Raw genomic sequence first — 2,462 nt, 5'->3', positions numbered from 1 at the left:
GGAACCCGGCCATGCCCCTGGACCCGCCCCTCGCCGCCCTCCTCGACCAGCTCAACGCCACACCCGCGCCCCGTGTCCGCGACACGGACCCGGACGTGCTGCGCGCAGCGCAGCGGCAGCTCGGAGCGGCCCTTCCCGGGCAGGAGACGATCCCCGTCGGCTCGGTGGAGGACAGCACCGTGCCCGGCCCCGCCGGGGACATCCCCGTACGCGTCTACCGGCCCGCGGCGGACGGCCCCGTGCCGACCGTGGTGTTCTTCCACGGAGGCGGCTGGGTCACCGGCGACCTCGACACGCACGACGACGTCACCCGCAGGCTGTGCCGCGACGTCCAGGCCGTCGTCGTCGCCGTCGACTACCGCCAGGCACCCGAGCACCCGTTCCCCGCCGCCTACGACGACTGCCTCGCCGCAGCCCGTCACGTCGCCGACCACATCGACGGGTACGGCGCCCGCCCCGACCGGCTCGCCGTGGCCGGCGACAGCGCGGGGGCCAACCTGGCCGCCGTCGTCGCGCTCGCCTTCCGCGACGAACACCGTCCGCTGGCAGCCCAGTTCCTCGCCTACCCCGCCACCGACTTCGACGGCACCCACCCCTCCCGCACCGAGAACGCCCACGGATACGTCCTGAGCCGGCAGGACGTCCTCGACCTCCAGGCCCTCTACGCCGGCGACGACCCGGCCGTCCGCGGCTGCGCCCGCGTCTCCCCGTTGCGCGCCGGCTGCCACGCCGGCCTCGCCCCCGCGATCATCGGAACCGCCCAGTACGACCCCCTGCGCGACGAGGGCGACGCCTACGCCGCCGCCCTCGCGGAAGCCGGGGTGGACGTCTTCGCCCGTACCTACGACGGGCTGGTCCACGCCTTCCTCCACCTCACACGCATCTCCCCGGCCGCCGACGCGGCCGTCACCGAGCTCTACGCCCGGCTCAGGTCCCGGCTCTCGTGACGCGGGAGGGTGCCGAAAGCTTTACCCGGCCCGGCGCACCATCGGGGCGCCGGTGGGTAGGTTGAAGGCAGACCAGCCTGGTCTGGTGGGAGACCCCGCGCTACCGGGTGGCCACGGCGAGTGGCCACTGGAAGGTACGGGTGGTTTCGCTCGGCTTTGTGCGGCATCGACGCCGCACGCTTGACGGCCCTTGAACCGCGTGTGTCGCGGGGCGCCGACCGTGATGGGCTCTATCCCGGAATCGGCGGCACTCCATGCGACCCGCTCTGCACGTCGACGTCACCACGCACCCCCGGCAGGCCGTCGTCACGGTGTCGGGCGAACTCGACACCGACACCTCCCCCCTCCTCACGCAGGCCGCCGACGCACTGGTCCGACACGGCAGGACGCTCGTCCTCGACCTGGCGGCGGTGACGTTCATCGACGCCGCCGCCCTGAACATGCTCCTCGCCCTGCGCCACCGCGCCCGCAGCCACGGCGCGGCCCTGCAGCTGCGCGCCGTCCCCGCCCAGGCCCGGCACGTGCTGGACCTGACGGGGACCCGGCACCTGTTCACGTACTGCCCCGGCACCGGCCCCGCCGTCGAGGCCGGTCCTCCGCCCGCGTCCTGACCCCGGCGTCGCGGGCGCGCTCTACTCGGCGCCTGGGACGTGGGCGTGGACCGTCTTGCCGCCGCCGGCCGCCGGCCGCACGGCGACCTGGGACGCCAGCAGGTTGACCAGCGGCCACCCGAACCCGCCGCCGCCCGTCAGATCGGGCGGGCGCGCGCTGGGCGGGTGGGGGCTGGTGTCCGTGACGTCGATGTCGAGGCCGCCGTGTGCCCAGGCCAGCTCCAGGGTGCAGGGACCCCGGGTGTGCCGGACGGCGTTGGTCACCATCTCCGAGGCCACCAGCAGGGCCGCCTCCCGCACGGACGCGGGCACGGGCCGCCCGCTCGCCGCGCTGTCGGCGGCGAAGCGGGAGATCTCGGCACGCGCCCGTGCCGCGGCACCCTGGACGCCGCAGTCACACCGCCGCCGTTCCGGAAGGTCCATCGCAACCGCTCCCTGCGCCCCCCGTCGCCCTTTCCGGTACCTACCCAGGCCGGCGGCCGCCAGTCACACCGACCGGCCTGCCGCCATCTCCTCGATGATCTTGTCGCAGAACGCGGGGAGGTCGTCCGGGCTGCGGCTGGTGACCAGCCCGTTGTCGCTGACGACCTCCTGGTCGACGACCGTGGCCCCGGCGTTGCGGAGGTCCGTGCGCAGGCTGGGCCAGGAGGTCAGGGTCCTGCCGCGGACGACGTCCGCTTCGATCAGGGTCCAGGGGGCGTGGCAGATCGCGGCGACCGGCTTGCCCGAGGTGACGAAGGCGCGCACGAACGCCACGGCCTTCTCGTCCTGGCGCAGCTTGTCGGGGTTGACGGCGCCGCCGGGCAGGATCAGGGCGTCGAAGTCGTCGACCGACACGTCGCCGACCATGGCATCGACGGGGAAGCGGTCGGCGGGCTCGATGTCGGAGCGCATCGCCTGCACC

The 2,462-nt window shown here is 74.5% G+C and carries 4 protein-coding genes; 2 read left to right on the top strand and 2 right to left on the bottom strand.

Annotated features, from left to right (window positions below):
* On the top strand, positions 1–947 hold a 947-nt coding region (locus ACFVXK_RS38195), incomplete at its 5' end, for an alpha/beta hydrolase (RefSeq protein WP_389621877.1).
* Between the two features lie 254 nt (positions 948–1,201).
* The gene (locus ACFVXK_RS38190; RefSeq protein ID WP_389621874.1) at positions 1,202–1,558 is read left to right on the top strand and encodes an STAS domain-containing protein; all 357 of its coding nucleotides are present in this window, start codon (positions 1,202–1,204) and stop codon (positions 1,556–1,558) included.
* A gap of 21 nt (positions 1,559–1,579) precedes the next feature.
* On the opposite strand, the gene ACFVXK_RS38185 is transcribed toward ACFVXK_RS38190, so the two are convergent.
* The gene (locus ACFVXK_RS38185; RefSeq protein ID WP_389621871.1) at positions 1,580–1,981 is read right to left on the bottom strand and encodes an ATP-binding protein; all 402 of its coding nucleotides are present in this window, start codon (positions 1,979–1,981) and stop codon (positions 1,580–1,582) included.
* 63 nt (positions 1,982–2,044) lie between these two features.
* A partial coding sequence (locus ACFVXK_RS38180) for a type 1 glutamine amidotransferase domain-containing protein (RefSeq protein WP_389621867.1) occupies positions 2,045–2,462 on the bottom strand: 418 nt, incomplete at its 5' end.

Origin of the sequence: Streptomyces sp. NPDC058157 (assembly GCF_042884105.1) — a bacterium.
Taxonomy (GTDB): domain Bacteria; phylum Actinomycetota; class Actinomycetes; order Streptomycetales; family Streptomycetaceae; genus Streptomyces.
This window is presented reverse-complemented; position numbering and strand designations above follow the sequence as displayed.